This is a genomic window from Saccharopolyspora sp. NPDC045941 (assembly GCF_056431445.1).
The window spans coordinates 31,873-47,423 of the sequence record NZ_JBWKKU010000052.1; the positions used below are offsets into that span (position 1 = coordinate 31,873).

At 70.2% G+C, this 15,551-nt stretch carries 12 protein-coding genes and 1 pseudogene; 5 read left to right on the forward strand and 8 right to left on the reverse strand.

Going from position 1 to position 15,551, the window contains the following annotated elements; genetic code table 11:
• Positions 1–318 precede the first annotated feature (318 nt).
• The 4 genes from hrpA to AC07FN_RS32855 form a co-directional block, all read right to left on the reverse strand.
• Positions 319–4,275 carry an ATP-dependent RNA helicase HrpA gene (gene hrpA, locus AC07FN_RS32840; protein ID WP_478399117.1) on the reverse strand — a complete coding sequence of 1,319 codons (3,957 nt, stop codon included), beginning with the start codon at positions 4,273–4,275 and terminating at the stop codon, positions 319–321.
• Positions 4,276–4,377: 102 nt separating this feature from the next.
• Positions 4,378–5,556 carry a THUMP-like domain-containing protein gene (locus AC07FN_RS32845; RefSeq protein ID WP_478399118.1) on the reverse strand — a complete coding sequence of 393 codons (1,179 nt, stop codon included), beginning with the start codon at positions 5,554–5,556 and terminating at the stop codon, positions 4,378–4,380.
• Positions 5,557–5,652: 96 nt separating this feature from the next.
• Positions 5,653–6,435, reverse strand: coding sequence for an enoyl-CoA hydratase/isomerase family protein (locus AC07FN_RS32850; RefSeq protein ID WP_452617608.1), 783 nt, complete (start codon positions 6,433–6,435; stop codon positions 5,653–5,655).
• 140 nt (positions 6,436–6,575) lie between these two features.
• Entirely contained in the window at positions 6,576–7,343 is a 768-nt protein-coding gene (locus AC07FN_RS32855; protein ID WP_358575790.1) for an ABC transporter ATP-binding protein, read from the reverse strand.
• 480 nt (positions 7,344–7,823) lie between these two features.
• Here AC07FN_RS32855 and AC07FN_RS32860 point away from each other — a divergent pair, with 480 nt between their 5' ends.
• From AC07FN_RS32860 to AC07FN_RS32870, 3 genes are all read left to right on the forward strand, one after another.
• Entirely contained in the window at positions 7,824–8,462 is a 639-nt protein-coding gene (locus tag AC07FN_RS32860; RefSeq protein ID WP_478399119.1) for a cysteine dioxygenase, read from the forward strand.
• A complete protein-coding gene (locus tag AC07FN_RS32865; protein WP_478399120.1) occupies positions 8,459–8,884 on the forward strand; it encodes a rhodanese-like domain-containing protein in 426 nt (141 codons plus the stop codon). The genes AC07FN_RS32860 and AC07FN_RS32865 overlap by 4 nt, the downstream gene beginning before the upstream one ends.
• Before the next feature lie 433 nt (positions 8,885–9,317).
• Positions 9,318–10,433: a hypothetical protein gene (locus AC07FN_RS32870; RefSeq protein WP_478399121.1), complete on the forward strand. Its 1,116-nt coding sequence runs from the start codon at positions 9,318–9,320 to the stop codon at positions 10,431–10,433.
• A 16-nt stretch (positions 10,434–10,449) separates the two neighbouring features.
• Here the strand turns inward: AC07FN_RS32870 and AC07FN_RS32875 are convergent, their stop codons facing one another.
• Positions 10,450–11,382: an NADP-dependent oxidoreductase gene (locus AC07FN_RS32875; protein WP_478399145.1), complete on the reverse strand. Its 933-nt coding sequence runs from the start codon at positions 11,380–11,382 to the stop codon at positions 10,450–10,452.
• 88 nt (positions 11,383–11,470) lie between these two features.
• Here AC07FN_RS32875 and AC07FN_RS32880 point away from each other — a divergent pair, with 88 nt between their 5' ends.
• Positions 11,471–12,409 carry a GlxA family transcriptional regulator gene (locus AC07FN_RS32880; protein ID WP_478399122.1) on the forward strand — a complete coding sequence of 313 codons (939 nt, stop codon included), beginning with the start codon at positions 11,471–11,473 and terminating at the stop codon, positions 12,407–12,409.
• Positions 12,410–12,420: 11 nt separating this feature from the next.
• Here the strand turns inward: AC07FN_RS32880 and AC07FN_RS32885 are convergent, their stop codons facing one another.
• The 3 genes and pseudogenes from AC07FN_RS32885 to AC07FN_RS32895 all read right to left on the reverse strand — a co-directional run bounded on the left by AC07FN_RS32885 (position 12,421) and on the right by AC07FN_RS32895 (position 14,176).
• Positions 12,421–12,993, reverse strand: coding sequence for a TetR/AcrR family transcriptional regulator (locus tag AC07FN_RS32885; RefSeq protein WP_478399123.1), 573 nt, complete (start codon positions 12,991–12,993; stop codon positions 12,421–12,423).
• Between the two features lie 54 nt (positions 12,994–13,047).
• A pseudogene (locus AC07FN_RS32890) lies at positions 13,048–13,571 on the reverse strand (DinB family protein).
• Positions 13,572–13,597: 26 nt separating this feature from the next.
• Positions 13,598–14,176, reverse strand: coding sequence for a TetR/AcrR family transcriptional regulator (locus AC07FN_RS32895; RefSeq protein ID WP_478399124.1), 579 nt, complete (start codon positions 14,174–14,176; stop codon positions 13,598–13,600).
• 121 nt (positions 14,177–14,297) lie between these two features.
• Between AC07FN_RS32895 and AC07FN_RS32900 the strand changes: the two genes are divergently transcribed.
• On the forward strand, positions 14,298–15,503 hold the full coding sequence (locus AC07FN_RS32900) for a Cmx/CmrA family chloramphenicol efflux MFS transporter (RefSeq protein ID WP_478399125.1): 1,206 nt from the start codon (positions 14,298–14,300) through the stop codon (positions 15,501–15,503).
• Positions 15,504–15,551 lie beyond the last annotated feature (48 nt).

Below are 15,551 nucleotides of genomic sequence, written 5' to 3' on the forward strand. Positions count from 1 at the left end.
TCCGAAACTCCGGTCCTGCAAAGCCTTCGCCGAACGCGACTCCGCAAAGCACACGGCTTGCGGGCACACGGCGGCGTCCTTTGCAGGCGCATGACCTTGCAGAGCACGGCTTTTCGGGGATCACGACCGTTCGAGCACGCAATTCCCGATGAATCACGCGAGCTCGAAAACGGTCGCGCCTCGGATGCACCGAACCAGGCCGACCGGTCTCGGTGCCCGCCCGACGCACCAGTTCGCACCCCGGAGGGATCAGCCATGCACGTCACGGCCGTGCTCAAGCACTTGTCCGGCTCGCCGGCAGTCGCGGCGAGCGCCGGATCAGCGCTCCAACTTGTCCATCGCGCGGTGGATACGCTTCACCGACACCGGCTGCGACGTGCCGAGCGTCTGCGCGAAGAGGCTCACCCGCAGCTCCTCGATCAGCCACCCGATCTGCCGCAGGGATTCGCCCGGGGCGCGCCCCGGCGGAAGGTCCGCCAGCATGTCCCGGTAGCGCTGCTCGACCTCGTCCACCTGCTGCATCCAGTCCCGGTCGCGCTGCGGATGATGCTGCAGCTTCTCCAGCCGCTGCTCGATCCCGCGCAGGTAGCGCGTCAGATCGGACAGCCGCGCGAAACCGGTCCCGGTCACGAAGCCGGGGTAGAGCAGCCCGCCCAACTGGTCCTGGATGTCGGCGAGCGCGGCGGGGTTCAGGTTCCGGGGCTGGTCGGCCAGCAGCGTCTCCACCCGCTGCGCCGCCATCAGCACCAGCTCCACTTTGGACACCGCGTCGACGGTGACCTCGCCCAGCCGTGCCCGGACCTTGGCCTGCAGGGAATCGTAGGCAGCCTGGTCCCACACCGGGCCGCCGCAATCCGCCATCAGCTTGTCGACGGCGCAGCTCACGCAATCGTCGAGCACGGCGGCGAGGTCGCCGTACCGGCTGCTGCCCAGCACGAGCCGGGCAGTGCTGGTCATCCCGCGCTGGATGGACTTCACCGGCGACGGGAGGTTCAGCAGCAGCATTCGGCGGGTGCCGTCCCACAGAGCCTGCCGCTGCTCCTCCTCGGTGTCGAACATCCGCACCGCGACGCTGTCCTGCTCGTCCACCAGTGCCGGATACGCCTTCACCGCGTGGCCCGAGCGCTGCTGCTCGAAGGTGCGAGCCAACGAGCCGAAGCTCCAGGAGCGCAGCCCGCGCTGCTCGACGTCGTCGGCGGCGGCGGAGATCTCGGCGCGGAGCTTGGGTTTCAGCCGCTGCTTGAGCGACTCCAGGTCCTTGGACTCGGCGAGCTTGCGGCCCTTGCCGTCCACCACACGGAAGGTCATCTTCAGGTGCTCCGGCACCCGCTCGAGGTCCCATTCGGAGCGCGACACGGCGACGCCGGTCATGCCCTGGAGCTGTCGTTGCAGGGCATCCAGCAGCGGGCCGTCCGGCGAGGGCATCCGGGACAGCGCCGCCTTGGCGAAGTCCGGAGCCGGGACGAAGTTCCGGCGCACGTTCTTCGGCAACGACTTCAGCAGGGCCGTCACGACTTCCTCGCGCAGGCCGGGGATCTGCCAGTCGAAACCATCCGGTTCGATCTGGTTGAGCACCGCCAGCGGGATGTGCACGGTCACGCCGTCCGCGTCGGCGCCCGGCTCGAACTGGTACGACAGCGGCAGCCGGTGCCCGCCCTGCGCCCAGAAGTCGGGGTAGTCCTGGTCGCTGACCGCCGCCGATTCCTGGTTGATCAACATCGACTTCTCGAAGTTGAGCAGGTCCGGCTGCTCCTGGCGGGCCTTCTTCCACCACGAGTCGAAGTGCCTACCGGAGGCGACGTCGGCGCCGATGCGCTGGTCGTAGAACTCGAACAGCGTCTCGTCGTCGACCAGGATGTCGCGCCGCCGGGCCCGTTCCTCGAGGTCCTCGACCTCGTCGAGCATCGCCCGGTTCTCGTGGAAGAACGCGTGCCGGGTGTCCCAGTCGCCCTCCACGAGCGCGTGCCGGATGAACAGCTCCCGGCTCAGCTCCGGGTCGATGCGCCCGTAGTTGACCTTGCGGCCGACCACAAGCGGAACGCCGTAGAGCGTGACGCGCTCGACGGCGACCACCGCGGCGCGGTCCTTCTCCCAGTGCGGTTCGCTGTAGCTGCGCTTGACCAGGTGCTGCGCGAGCTGCTCCACCCAGTCCGGTTCGATGCGGGCGGCGATGCGCGCCCAGAGGCGGGAGGTCTCCACCAGCTCCGCCGCCATCACCCAGCGCGGCGGCTTCTTGAACAGCGACGAGCCGGGGAACACGGCGAACCTGGCGTTGCGCGCGCCCTGGTACTCGTTCGAACCGCGCCCGGGCTGCCCCTGCTTCTTCTCGGTCTTCTTCTCGACGTCCTTGAGGCCGATGTGCGACAGCAGGCCGGCCAGCACCGACTGGTGGATCCGCGACGCCTCGGCCTGCTCGTCGCCGAGCGTCATGCCCATCGACTTGACCATCTGCCGCAGCTGGCCGTAGAGGTCCTGCCACTCGCGGACCCGGAGGTAGTTGAGGAAGTCGGTCCGGCACAGCTTCCGGAACTGGTTGGAGGACAGTTCCTTCTGCTGGGTGCGCAGGTACCGCCACATGTTGAGGTAGGTGACGAAGTCGGACTCGGCGTCCTTGTCGACGAAGCGCGCGTGCTTCTGGTCGGCGGCCTGCTGCTTGTCCTCGGGTCGCTCGCGGGGGTCCTGGATGGACAGCGCGGCGGCGATCACCAGCATGTCGCGCACGCAGCCGTTGCGCTCCGCTTCGAGCACCATCCGCGCGATGCGCGGGTCGATCGGCAGCTGGGCGAGCTTGCGGCCGACCGGGGTCAGCCGCTTGTGCAGCTCGGTCTTCGACCGGTCCAGGGCACCGAGCTCGTGGAGCAGGTTGACGCCGTCGGTGATCTGGCGGCGGTCCGGCGGCTCCAGGAACGGGAACGACTCGATCTCGCCCAGCCCCAGCGACGTCATCTGCAGGATGACCGAGGCCAGGTGGGTGCGCAGGATCTCCGGGTCGGTGAACTCCGGGCGGGACTCGAAGTCCTCCTCGGAGTACAGCCGGACGCAGATGCCTTCGGAAACCCGGCCGCAGCGGCCCTTGCGCTGGTTCGCCGAGGCCTGCGAGATCGGTTCGATGGGCAGCCGCTGCACCTTCGTCCGGAAGCTGTACCGGGAGATGCGCGCGGTGCCGGGGTCGATGACGTACTTGATGCCCGGCACGGTCAGCGAGGTCTCGGCCACGTTGGTGGACAGCACGATCCGCCGGCCGGAGTGCGGCTGGAACACGCGGTGCTGCTCGGCGGCCGTCAACCGCGCGTACAGCGGCAGCACCTCGGTGTTGCGCAGGTTCTGCTGCTTCAGCGCGTCGGTGGCGTCCCGGATCTCCCGCTCACCACTGAGGAAGACCAGGATGTCGCCGGGCCCTTCCGCGCAGAGCTCGCCCACGGCGTCGCAGATGGCCTGCGTCTGGTCGCGGACGACGTCCTCGTTCTCGTCGGAGTCGTCCAGCAGCGGGCGGTACCGGACCTCGACGGGATAGGTGCGCCCGGAGACCTCGATCACCGGCGCGTCGTCGAAGTGCCGCGAGAAGCGCTCCGGGTCGATGGTGGCCGAGGTGATGATCACCTTCAGGTCGGGGCGGCGCGGCAGCAGCTGCTTGAGGTAGCCGAGGATGAAGTCGATGTTCAGGCTGCGCTCGTGCGCCTCGTCGATGATCAGCGTGTCGTAGCGCCGCAGCAGCCGGTCGTGCTGGATCTCGGCCAGCAGGATGCCGTCGGTCATCAGCTTGACCAGGGTCTCGGTGCCGGCCCGCTCGGTGAAGCGCACCTGGTAGCCGATGGCGTCGCCGAGCTCGGTGTCGAGTTCCTCGGCGACGCGTTCGGCGACGGTGCGGGCGGCCAGCCGCCGGGGCTGGGTGTGCCCGATCAGGCCCTGGATGCCGCGGCCCAGCTCCAGGCACATCTTCGGCAGCTGCGTCGTCTTCCCGGAACCGGTCTCACCTGCGACGATGACGACCTGGTTGTCGCGGATGGCCGCGAGCAGGTCGTCCCGGCGCTGGCTGACCGGCAGCGCCTCCGGATAGCTGATCTCGGGCACGTTCGCGCGGCGCTGCTCGATCCGCCGCTCCGCGGCCTCGATGTCGCCGGTGATCTCCGCGGTCACGGCCGCCAAGGCCTGCCGGTCGCGGATCTTGCGGGCTCCCTCGATGCGACGACGCAGCCGACGCTGGTCGTGCAGCATCAGCTCGGACAACCGTTCGCGCAGATCGACGAGCGGAGATTCAACAGACGACGTACCCATACTTCGCCCAAGCATAGAGAAGACGCCCCACCGACTGCCTCTGGTTTTCGGCACGCTCACAGCGCGCCCTCCCGGAAGGCGAAATCGAGTGACCTAGCGCACTCAGGTGCGCTCGGCGTGGCACAGGTACGCCATCGCGGTGTCGCCGACCCTGGTCAGCACCACGGTGGCTTCCTGCGAGCCCTTGAGCTTGAGGCGGCGGCGCAGCGCATCCGGATCCACGTCGACACCGCGGACCAGGATCTCCAGCCTGCCCACTTCGTGTCTGCGCAGCAGGGCGCGCAGCGACTTCTCGTTGTAACGGCAGTGCTCGAAGACCCGGAAGGCGCGGACGCCCGGGGGAGGCTCGTCGCCGGTCAGGTAGGCGATGTGCGGGTCGAGCTGGGCGAGCCCGTGCCGCGCGGCGTAGTGCCGGACGAGCCCGGCGCGCACCACGGCGCCGTCCGGGTCCACGATCCACTGCCGGACCTCGACCGCGGGGCAGTCGTCCGGCTCCGCGTCGGTGATCGCCCACCCGGTGCCGTCCGGCCGCAGCACCGTCGCCCGGCGCCGAACCTGCGGATCCGCCAGCCCGCCGAACCACAGCGCGGCCTCCCGAACCTGCCCGGCCAGCGACACCACCTCGGCCTCGGCTGCGTCCGGGACCGCCGCGAAATCCAGCCCAGGGGCGCACTTCACCACGAGATCGCGGCCGGCATAGACGTCGAGCAGGTCGTCCAGCGGTGGGACGAGATCCGCTGGGTTCCAGCGACGCCGACCGGCGTCGTCCCGGCGCGCCGGGTCCGCGACCACGGCCGTGCCGCGGGTCACCGGGCGCAGTGCGTCGGCTTCCACAAGCGCCACCGACCGCCCGGAAACCGCGAGGTTGTGCTGGGCCATGGCCAACCGGACTCGATCGAGGTCGGAGCCCACGCAGCGGCGAGCGACGGCGGCCAACGCGGCCAGATCCGCCCCGATGGAGCAAGTCACGTCGTGCACATCGCGCCCGGCCAGCCGTTGCGCGCGATGCCGTGCCACCACGCTCGCCGTCGCCTGCTGCAGCGCCGGATCGGTGAACAACCAGCCGGCGGGGTCGTCCAATTTGGACTCCGCCTTGCGCCGCAGCACGGCCGTCTCCAACGCGGCCGCCGCGAACCGCTCGCCGACGAGCTTGCGAGCGGCGGCGACGTCGTTGAGCCGCGTCGAATTGGTCAGCGCGAGCCCGGAAAGCTCGGCGACGGCATCCCGTCCGGCCGCCGAGCGCAGGAACGCAACATCATCGAGATCGAAGCCGTACCCCACCAGAACTCCTCAACGCCGTCGCCGGAACCGCGCTCCGGCAACGGAAGCGCAGGGCGGACTGGTGGGGCGGGCTGTCACGATTCGTTCCGTCCGGGCCTAGTTCCCGGTGAACTCGGCCTTGCCGGGCCCGTTCTCGACGAACGAGCGCATGCCGATCTTCTGGTCCTCGGTGGCGAAGGTGCCCGCGAACAGGTGGGTCTCCAGCTTCAGCCCGGTGTCCAGGTCGACGTCCAGCCCGCCGTCGATCGCGGCCTTCGCCGCGGCCAGCGCACGGGCCGCGCCGCCGGTGAACTGCTCGGCCCAGCGGCGCGCCGCCGCGTACACCTCGTCGCGCGCGACGACCTCGTCGATCATGCCCAGCGAAAGCGCTTCCTGGGCGTCGACGAAACGCCCGGTGTAGATGATGTCCTTGGCCTTGCTGGGCCCGATCAGGCGAGCGAGCCGCTGCGTGCCGCCGGCGCCGGGGATGACGCCCAGCAGGATCTCCGGCTGGCCGACCTTGACGTTCTCCCCGGCGATGCGCCGGTCGCAGCTCAGCGCCAGCTCGAAGCCGCCACCGAGGGCGTACCCGGTGAGGGCTGCCACGGTCGGCTTCGGGATGGCGGCGACCTGGCTCATCGCGTCCGACAGGCCGCGCTCCTCCTTGCGCGCCATGTCGGTGTAGGACATGTCGGCCATTTCCTTGATGTCCGCGCCCGCCGCGAAGACCTTCTCGCCGCCGTAGACGATCACGGCGCGAACATCGGAGCGCTCGGCGGCCTCGATCGCCGTTTCCCGCAGCTCGATCTCGATCTGCCGGTTCAAGGCGTTCATCGGCGGCCGATCCAACCGGATCGTCCCGATCGCGCCGTCCACCTCAAGCCTGACGAACTCGCCCACGCAGCAACCTCCTCGTCGAACCGCCACCTCGCCGGGCAGGCTATCGCGCGCCGCCCCACGACTGCTGTGTCACGGATCTCAGCGCCCGCGCTCGACCCGGAACGTCGTCCGATCCCGCAGCGGCGCCTCCCACCCTGAACTCAGCCGCGCCGCCGGGCGAAGTAACGGGCGCCGCTGCGCTGCAGCTCCAGGTCCTGGTCGAAGGTCTTCGACAGGTTGTCCTCGGTGAGCACGTCTTCGAGCAGTCCCTGCGCGACGATGCCGCCCTCGCGCAGCAGCAGGCCGTGCGTGAAGCCCGGCGGGATCTCTTCGACGTGGTGGGTGACCAGCACGGATGCGGGCGCGTCCGGGTCCATGGCCAGCGCGGACAGCCGCGCCACCAGGTCCTCCCGGCCGCCCAGGTCCAGCCCCGCGGCCGGCTCGTCGAGCAGCAGCAGCTCGGGATCGGTCATCAGAGCACGCGCGATAGTGGTGCGTTTGCGCTCCCCTTCGGACAACGTCGCGTACTCGCGGTCGGCGAGGTGCGCCACGCCGAGCAGGTCGAGCAGCTCGGCCGCCCGGTCGGTGTCCATCGCGTCGTACTCCTCGCGCCACCGGCCGACGACCGAATATCCGGCGCTGACCACGACGTCGCGGACCAGCTCGTCACCAGGGATGCGGGCCGCCAGCGCAGCCGAGCACAGGCCGATGCGGGGACGGAGGTCGAACACGTTGGTCTTGCCGAGCCGTTCGCCGAGCACGTCGACGCTGCCCTCGCTCGGGTGCATCTCGGTGCTGGCCATCTTCAGCAGCGTCGTCTTGCCCGCGCCGTTGGGGCCCAGCACGACCCAGCGCTCGTCGAGCTCGACCGACCAGTTCACGTCGGCCACCAGCGTCGTCGTGCCCCGCCGAACACCGACGCCATCCATCCGGATGACCAGGTCGTCCACGTCTACCTCCCAGCCGTGACCGACCGCGGCGCCGCGGGCGACGCGCAGGCGGTTCGTCTCCGTCCGGACCGCCGCAGATTCCGGCAGGTCCCTCCGGAGACCCATTGTTCCGTCTGCTCCGTCAGCAGTTGCGGCCGGGCGCATCCTGTGCTCGCCCGGCCGGCAGATCCCGGCCGCACGAGCGCGCGCCGGGTGCCCAGATATCGGGACGACCGCGATCGTGCTGGCACGATCCCCGCGGCCGTGCCACGATCGCAAGCGTGTCCGATTCGTTTCTCACCCGCGATCGCGTGATCGACCTCTTCCTGGTCGTCACCTCCGCCTGTCGCTGAAGCGGTTCTGCTACCGCCTTCCAGGCTCATCGCGCGGCCCGACGAATCAATCCGCCGAATCACGCCCCATAGCGGGGTGTGCGTGTCGTGCCGTGCTCATTTGCAAGACACGAACTTGGAGACACGCATGAGCGCTGTGCGACAGCACCTGTCCAACGGCAACCCGACCACCCCCGTTTCCGAATACACCCCGGCCGAACCGGTTCCCGCGCCGGGCACGGTCGAGCTGCACCCCGGCCTCGACCTGCCGCTGCTGCACGACCTGATCCGCCCCGATCACCTGCTGTGGAGCCCACGCGAACTGCGCGACCTCACCAGTCTGGTCACGTCCGAACTGACCGGACCGCTGCTCGACATCGTCCGGGTCGACGACCAACAACGCTGGTGGGCCAAGCTCGGCCTGACCGCGGGCGTCGAGCTGTGGCTGCTGTCGTGGGCGCCGGGACAGGGCACGGAGCCGCACGACCACGGCGGTGCGTCCGGCTCGTTCTCCGTGCTGTTCGGCGCGCTCCGGGAGGACTACCGCTATCCCGCGGGCCCGGTGCGCACTGTGCACCACGACGTCGGCTCGGGCGTCGGCTTCGGCAGCGGGCGCGCCCACCAGGTCCGCAACGTCAGCTCGGTGAACTCGGCGAGCGTGCACGCGTACTCGCCGCCTCTGCTGCCGGTCCGCTACTACTCGGATCTGGCCGAGGTGCCACCGGTCCCGCCGCAGCGGATCCACGCGCCGCAACCGCCCACCCCGCAGCCGAAGGAGCTCGGATGAGCGAGATCCCGACCCAGCGACAGGACAGCACCACAGCCGGTCCGTACGGCATCGACCACCTGCTGGCCGAGTCGCGCGCGAAGCTCACCCGCGTCTCGCCGCGGGAGGCGTTCGCGTTGCAGCAGGACGGCGGCCTGATCATCGACATCAGGCCGCAGTCCGACCGACTCACCGAAGGCGAGATCCCGGGCTCGCTGACGGTGGAGCGGATCGTGCTGGAGTGGCGGCTGGACCCGGCCGGCGGCCACCGGCTGGACGGCCTGCACCCCGACCGCCCGGTGGTCCTGGTGTGCAACGAGGGCTACGCCTCCAGCCTCGCGGCCGCCCAGGCGAAGGGGCTCGGCCTGACCAAGGCCACGGACCTGGCGGGCGGTTTCCGGGCCTGGAAGGCGGCCGGCCTCCCGGTCACCACCAACGTCTGACACTCCGACCAACTGCGAGCAAGGGAACCTTCCTGCCACCCGTGACAGGAAGGTTCCCTTGCTCACACCACGCCCCACCAAGCGCGAAGGCGCCTCCGTCGACAGGAAAGTTCCCATCCTCGCGCCGACCCAATGCTTGATGACAGGAAAGTTCCCATGCTCACGACAAGGCCCCGCCATCCGTGACAGGAAAGTTCCCATGCTCGCGCTGCGATCCGGGCAATCCCGCCGCGCTGGTTTGACAGGAAAGTTCCCATCCTCGCGCCGCGCCCGCGGTCGGTGACAGGAAAGTTCCCATGCTTGCGCCCGATGCCGGCGCCGTCGGTGGTTGGGCACCTGGTCGAAAGCGGGTATCGGCCGCGGCCCGGTCCCGTACGCTTTCGTCCTTGTGCGAGCTCAGAGTCTTTTGTTCCGCCCCTGGGTCATAGCCGCCGTGGCGGGTGCGGTCGCCGTGGTGGCCGTGGAGCTGATCGCCGGCAGCGGGCCGGCCGGGGCGGCCATCGGTTGGCTCGGCGCCCTGGTCGGGGTGGCCTTGCTTCCGATGGCGACCCAGCTGGGTTTGCTCTTGGGTTCGGTGGTTTTCGGGCTGCGGGTCCGGCAGGTGATCTTCGGCGCGATGCGGGAAGTCGCGTCGTGGCGGCTGGGCCACGTGACCTTCACGATCCGTTCCTTGCCCATCACGCTGCGGGCTCAGATCGGCCCGTGGCGTTCGCCGGTGATCTTGCGGTGCTGGTTGGCCGGCTTGCTGTCGGCGCTGGTGGGTGTCGCGGCGGTCGTGGCGGGCTGGCTGCTCGCCGACGGCCCGTTCGGGCGCGGCTTCGTGCTCGCCGCAACGCCGTTGATGCTCTACAAGTTGTGGCCGATGCGGGTTCCGCTGACCACGTCGACCGGTTGGTTGCTCTTCTCGCTTCCTCGCATGAAGGATCCCGAACGCTCCGACTTCCTGTCCGCACCGCTGGCCGCTCGTGCGTACGAGGCGCTGCGCAAGGGCGACATCGATCGCGCGCAGGAGCACGCCGATGAACTCGCCGCGCAGTATCCGGGCCTGAACGGAACGGTCACGTGCCAGATCTCCGTGCTGGAGTCGCGCGGCGATTACGCGACGGGGGTCATGATGATGCTGAAGCTGCTGGCGAACAGCGACGAGATCCCGCCGCGCAAGATGCCCTACCTGCTGGCGGGCCTGGCGGGGCTCGGGTTCAAGGCGGTGGAAGCCGGCCAACTGCCCGCGGAAACCCTGCTGCCGACCGCCAAGAAGGCGCTCGAGGACGCGATCCAGCTCGGTTACCCGGAGTTCGAGCTGAGCGGCACCAATGGGCTCCTCGCGCTGATCGAGGGCGACGCGGACCGCGCTGTCCACCTCGCCACGACCGGCGCCGAGTACAACCACTCCCCGCTCTCCCGCGCCGACGACCTCGCCACGCTCGCCCGCGCGCACATGGCCTGCCACGACAACGCCGCCGCGCGCGCCGCGTTGGCCAAGGCCGAGGAGCTGGCCCCGTGGTCGCCCCGGGTCACCGAGACCCGCCAGCGGCTTTCGGTGGCGTGATCCCTTCCAGAACGGATCACTCCACCGCGAGCACCAGTTTCCCTGTGGTGCGGCCGGTTTCGCCGAGGGCGTGGGCCTTGGCCGCGTCCGCCAGCGGGAACACCCCGGCGATTTCCGGGCGCAGCCGGCCCGACTCGACGAGTTCGGCGATGGCGCGCATGCCCTCCTGGTCCGCCTCGACCAGCATCAGCTCCACCCGCACGCCGCGACGCTCCGCTTCGGCAGCGTCTTCTTCCCGCCCGAACGGCAGGATCGACACGAGGAGGCCGCCGCGCCGGAGCGTGCGCAGTGAGCGGGTGCGGGTGTCGCCTGCGAGCGGGTCCAGCACGACGTCGACATCGCTGACGACTTCCGCGAAATCGACGTTCTGGTAGTCGATCAGCTCGTCGGCGCCGAGGCCGCGCAGGAACTCGTGCTTGCCCGCGCTGGCCGTCCCGATCACGTGGGCGCCGCGCGCCTTGGCGATCTGCACGGCGAAGTGCCCGACGCCGCCCGCGGCCGCGTGGATCAGGACGCGCTGCCCCGGCTGCAGGCGGGCCGTGTCCACCAGGGCCTGCCATGCCGTCAGCGCGGCGAGCGGGATGGCTCCCGCCTGCACGTGGTCCACATTGGACGGCTTGAGGACGAAGGCGCGGGCCGGGCCGGTCACGTACTCGGCGTGGGAGCCGACGCCGTGCGGGTAGGGCAGCATCCCGAAGACCTCGTCGCCCGGCTTGTGCAGCGTGACGCCGACGCCGACGGCCTCGACGACGCCGGAGACGTCCCAGCCGAGGACGAGCGGCGGTTCGCCGAGGAACACCTTGTACGCCCGGTGCTTCCAGTCGGTCGGGTTGAGCCCGGCAGCGCGCACCCGGATCAGCACCTCGCCCGGGCCCGGAACCGGTCGGTCGAGCCGCACCTCCTGGAGCACCTCGGGTCCGCCGAGGACGTCCTGGCTGATGGCGCGCATCTTGCTGGCTTCACTCATGCCTTCCAGCCTGCCTCCCGGCCAAGACCGACGAAATGGCTTGATTGCCAACATTCGATAGGATCGTGCCATGCATCGGGTCGTGGTCCTGGCGCTCGACGGCGTGTACCCGTTCGAGCTGGGCATCCCCAAGCGGATCTTCGGCAGCGCCGGCCGCCGGTACGAGGTGCTGACCTGCACCGCCGACGGCGGCCCGGTGCGCAGCGACGCCGACTTCACGATCTCGGTCGAGCACGGCCCGGAGGTGCTGAGCACCGCCGACACCGTCGTGATCCCGCCGTACGACCTCACCGAGGTGACCGCCGAGCTGCCGCGGCCGGTGGCCGATGCGCTGGCGCTCGTCCGCCCCGGCACCCGAATCGTGTCGATCTGCACCGGCGCGTTCGTGCTGGCCGCGGCCGGACTGCTCGACGGCCGTCCGGCGACCACGCACTGGTGCCTGGTCGAGCCGTTCCGGCGGATGTTCCCGAACGTGCTCCTCGACCCGGACGTGCTCTTCGTCGACGACGGCGACGTGCTGACATCCGCGGGCGCGGCCTCCGGGGTCGACGTGTGCCTGCACATCGTGCGCTTCGACCACGGCAGCGAGGTGGCCAACCAGGTGGCGCGGAGGTGCGTCGTGCCGCCGTGGCGGGATGGCGGCCAGGCGCAGTACATCGAGCAGCCGGTCCCCGAACCGTCCGAGCTGGGCACCGCGCCGACCCGGGATTGGGCGGCCGCGAACCTCCACCTGCCGCTGACGCTGGCCGATCTCGCCGAGCACGCCCGGATGAGCGGTCGCACGTTCGCCCGCCGGTTCCGCAACGAGGTGGGGCTCAGCCCCGGCCGGTGGCTCATCCAGCAGCGCGTCGCCAGGGCCCGCCACCTGCTCGAATCCACCGATCTGCCGATCGAGGAGATCGCCGCCCAGGTCGGTTTCGCCACGGCCGCGTCGCTGCGCCAGCACCTGCACACCGCGATCGGCGTCGCTCCGCTGGCCTACCGCCGCACCTTCCGCGCCGGCGCCTGAAGCCCGCCGGATCAGCGCGGTTCGGCGAGGCGCTCGACGGCTTTGCGGGCCGCCGCCCGGAGACCCGCAGGCTCCGCGTCGCCGAGCATCATGCGGCGCAGCTGCGGCACGGCCAGCGGCCAGCCGACCATGCCGATCGAGAGCAATCCGAGCATTCCCGCATCGAATTCGCCGGTGGCCGTTCCGCTTTCCTGGGCACGGCGGACGCTGGCCACCTTCTCGCGGTAGTGCGCCCAGCGTTCGGAGCCGGTGACGACGCCGGAATCGCCGCGCTCCAGGGATTCCCACAGCAGCAGGCGCAGCACGTGGGGGTTCGCGAGGTGGTAGGCGGCGAGCCGGTCGACGTAGTCGGGCAGGTCGTCGCCCTCGATCGGGACTTGGGCGGCCAGTGCGTCCATCGTTCGTTCCAGCACCGCCGAGAACAGCGCATCCTTGTTGCCGAAGTAGGCGTAGATCAGTTGCTTGTTCGCCCGCGCCCGCTTGGCGATCTGGTCGACGCGGGCACCGGCGATGCCGTGGGCGGCGAATTCGGTGACCGCCGCCCCGAAGATCCGGGCTCTGGTGGATTCCGCGTTGCGGGACACAATTCGAACAGTACTCCCGCAGCCGACCGGCTGGTTACGAACGAACCGGAACCGCTATTCGCCGGTGGTTCCGTCGATGCGTTCGCGCAGCAGATCGGCGTGCCCGTTGTGCCGCGCGTATTCCTCGATCAGGTGCGCCAGGACGTAGCGGAGCGAGATGACCTCGCCGCGGTATTCACAAGTGGCATCGAGGGATTCGGCGGCGGACACGATCTCCCGGGATCGCGCGCACTCCCGACGCCAGATCGCGAACGCTTCGCCGGGATCGGCGGCGTCCACGTCGAAATCGGCGAACTCGTCGGACCCCGGCGGAGTCCAGGGGCTTTGCCGTTCTCGCCGCGGAACGCGTTCCGGAACCAGCTGCGCTCGACCTCGGCCAGGTGCCGGACCAGCCCGAGCAACGAGAGCCCCGAGGGCGCGACCGCGCGCTCCCTGAGCTGCTCCGCGGTCAGCCCCGCGCACTTCATGGCCAGGGTTTCGCGCTGGAACTGGAGGACGCCGGTCAAGGTCGCCCGCTCGTCACCCGCCCGCGGAGGCTCGATCCGCCGTTGATCATCTACGCGGCCATCATGTGCCACAGCCCGGGCAGGCGGCGTGCTGGCGGTCAGAGCCCGTCCAGCAGGTTCTCCACGATGCTCATCAGCACTTGGCGGTCGTCTTGAACCCGGGCCAGGACGCGCAGCCCGTAGTACGTGCTGAGCACTTGGCGCGCCAGGGTTTCCGCGTCGCGCGTCGGGTCGATCTCGCCGGAGCGCTGTCCTCTCTCGAGGGTTTCGCGCAGCGCTTCCTCGACCGCCGCGAAGTTCCGCCGCACCTCGGCGCGGACGTCCGGGTCCGAGCTCGCGCGCTCGATGGCCGCGTTGATCGCGAAGCAGCCCGGCCGGTCGGTGCCGGAGAGGTCGGCGTCGATCGCGTCGGCCAGCAGTTCCCGCACCCTGTCCTTGACCGGCCCAGGACACTGCAGCACCGCGGCCTGTTCCGCGGTGGCGGTCTCGTAGTACTTGCGCAACGACTTCAGGTACAGCTGGTGCTTGTCGCCGAACGCGTTGTAGAGGCTCGACGGCCCCAGTTCAGTGCGGTCGCTCAGGTCCCGGGTCGACGTCGCCTCGTACCCGTTGCGCCAGAACGTGTCCATCGCGGCGTCGAGGACGCGGGCGTCGTCGAACTTCCTCGGCCGGGCCATGCCCCCACCGTAGCAGTTTTGAAGCGATCGCAACGAAACCTCGGTCACATTTTGAATCGACCGCTTCAAAACATTGCTAACGTCGGCCGGCAGTGATCACCGACTCGTGGGAGGACCGTCCATGCCCCTTGCCGTCTACATCCTCGGCCTGGGCATCTTCACCCAGGGAACCTCGGAGTTCATGCTCTCGGGGCTGCTGCCCGGCATGGCCGCAGATCTCGGCGTGTCCATCCCGGACGCGGGCCTGCTGATCTCCGCGTTCGCCATCGGCATGGTCGTCGGCGCCCCGCTGCTGGCCATCGCCACCATCCGCTGGCCGCGCCGGAAAGCACTGGTGGCGCTGCAAGGCGTCTTCATCACCGCGCACATCGTCGGCGCGCTGGCTCCCGGCTACGGGGTGCTGATGGCCACCCGCATCGTGAGCGCCCTGTCCTACGCGGGGTTCTGGGCCGTCGCGGTGGCCGCCGCCGTCAGCCTCGTGCCGCCCGGCGCCAGGAGCCGGGCCGTCGCGATCGTCGCGGGCGGCCTGACCCTCGCCACCATCTTCGGGGTTCCGGCGGGCACCGTGCTCAGCCAGCTCGCCGGCTGGCGAGCGGTGTTCTGGGCCGTCGCCGTCCTCACGGCGGTGAGCCTGGTGTGCTCGCTGTTCACCATCCACGACGCGGCCTCGCCCGAGCAGCCCAGCAGCGCCGCAGCCGAACTGCGCGCGATGGCCCGGCCCCAGCTGTGGCTGTCGTACGCGATCACGACCTTCGCCTTCGGCGCGGTCATCGTGACCTTCAGCTACCTCGCCCCGGTGCTGACCGACGTGACCGGGCTGCCCGAGGCGTGGGTTCCCGCCGAGCTGGCGCTGTTCGGGCTGGGCGGCCTGATCGGCATGACGATCGGCGGGCGCACCGCGCAGGCGCGCCCGGTCGGCACGCTCCTCGTCGGCCTCGGCACCCTGGTGATCGCCTCCGCGCTCCTCGCCGTCACGGCGGGCAACGCGATCACCACCACCATCCTCGTCTTCGTCCTGGGCGTCGGCGGGTTCGTCACCAACCCGGCCCTGCAGTCGCGGGCGTTCACCCTCGCACCCGGGGCTCCGACGCTCGTGGGGGCCGTCAACACCTCGGCGTTCAACATCGGCAACACGCTCGCACCGATGCTGGGCGGCATGGCCATCAGCGCCGGGTTCGGCTTCGCCTCGGTGGCCTGGGTGGGCGCCGCGATCGGCGCGGCGGGCCTGCTGGCCGCGGCGTGGGCCGGCTACCTGCAGCACCGGTCTCAGCACGCGCCGAGCGTCAGCGTAGACGAAACCCCGATGCCGGTCCGGGCAGAAGCGTGACCTGAGCCGACCTGTGAGCGTTTTGGGGTGCTATGGCGCCCGGAACGC